This is a genomic window from Novipirellula sp. (genome assembly GCF_041583735.1).
In the GTDB taxonomy this organism is placed as follows: Bacteria; Planctomycetota; Planctomycetia; order Pirellulales; family Pirellulaceae; genus Novipirellula.
Window position 1 is genome coordinate 1 of record NZ_JBFHFD010001032.1, and the last position, 1521, is coordinate 1521.

A 1521-nucleotide genomic window follows, 5' to 3' on the forward strand; every position below is an offset into this window, starting at 1 on the left:
GGATACTTTCAGTGGTCACAATCAAGTTCTTCGCTTTCGACGAATTCGCTATGAGGCACTTCGCCACATCGATCTTTCTTGCCTGCGTATTCATTGGCGCGATGTCGATGTTTGCTGATTCAAAGACCTGGTCCGACGAGCCGCAATGGTTGACTTGGAACGAATTGCCACCGATGCCCGATGAGCTGGGATTTGCGGGGCCCTATGCAGGGGTTCACAATGACGCATTGATCATCGCCGGAGGTGCAAACTTTGCAAAACCGGTTTGGCAGAGCGAAAAACAATGGCATGACGAGATCTTCGTACTCGTCAAGAAGGGCCTCGGAAACGACCGTAACGATTACAAGTGGAAAGACGGCGGCAAACTCGCCAAACCGATCGCCTATGGCGCCGCCGTTTCGACTGACGACGGCGTCGTCTGTATCGGTGGAAGCGACTCCACCGGCACGTACAATGAAGTCTTCTTGCTGCAGTGGGATGGCGAAAAAATTACGGTCGCGGAATATCCGCCGCTACCAAAGCCGTGTGCCCATGGAGCGGCCACGTTATCTGGTAATACGATCTATTTCGCTGGCGGCCAACAGGATGCTTCACTCGAGTCGGCGATGTCGGATTTTTGGTCGTTGGACTTGTCACAGCGAGGCAACGCCAACGCATTCCGCTGGAAAGAGCTTCTGCCGTGTCCTGGTCCCTCCCGCGCGTTCAATCTGACTGTCGCACAGCACAACGGGTATCACGACTGTGTCTATGTGATCAGCGGCCGGCGACAAGACGGCGAGAATGTTGACTTTCTAAAGGACGTTTGGGAATACACGCCCGCGACACAGCAGTGGCGGCAGCGAAATGAAACGCCGCGGTGCGTGATGGCTGGCACCGGAATTGGCTTCGGACAAAGCCACATCTTCGTGCTGGGCGGCGCCGATGGCTCACTGTTTTTTAAGGGCGATGAGCTCAAAGACGATCATCCTGGCTTTATCAAACAATCGCTGGCGTATCACACGATCACCGATACCTGGGTCGAAGCGGGTGCGACGCCTGCCAACCATGTCACCACGATCGCAGTGAAGTGGAACGATTCAATCATCGTTCCCAGCGGCGAGATTCGTCCACGCGTGCGATCGCCCCAGGTGTACCGCGTCACACCGACCAGCACCGATCGAGACTTCGGCGCGGTCAATTACATCGTCCTTTTTAGCTATTTGCTTGCGATGGTTGGCGTTGGCGTCTACTTCACCAACAAGAACAAGAACACGAACGATTTCTTCCGGGGCGGCCAGACGATTCCGTGGTGGGCCGCTGGCTGCAGCATCTTTGCCACCATGCTCAGCTCGCTGACGTTCACCGGCATTCCGTCCAAATCGTTTGCTCAGGATTGGGTCTACTCGATTGGCAATTTCATGATTCCGGTGGTCGCGGTGCTGGCGGTCTTTGTGGTGATGCCGTTTTACCGCCGGATCGACGCAACCAGTGCGTACGAGTACTTGGAAAAGCGTTTTAGTCCTAGCGTGCGTCTGTTTGGCA

The 1521-nt window shown here is 55.3% G+C and carries 1 pseudogene; it reads left to right on the forward strand.

What is annotated here, in order from left to right:
• Window positions 1–107: 107 nt before the first annotated feature.
• Window positions 108–1521: pseudogene (locus tag ABX962_RS35785) on the forward strand (sodium:solute symporter); the annotation flags it as partial.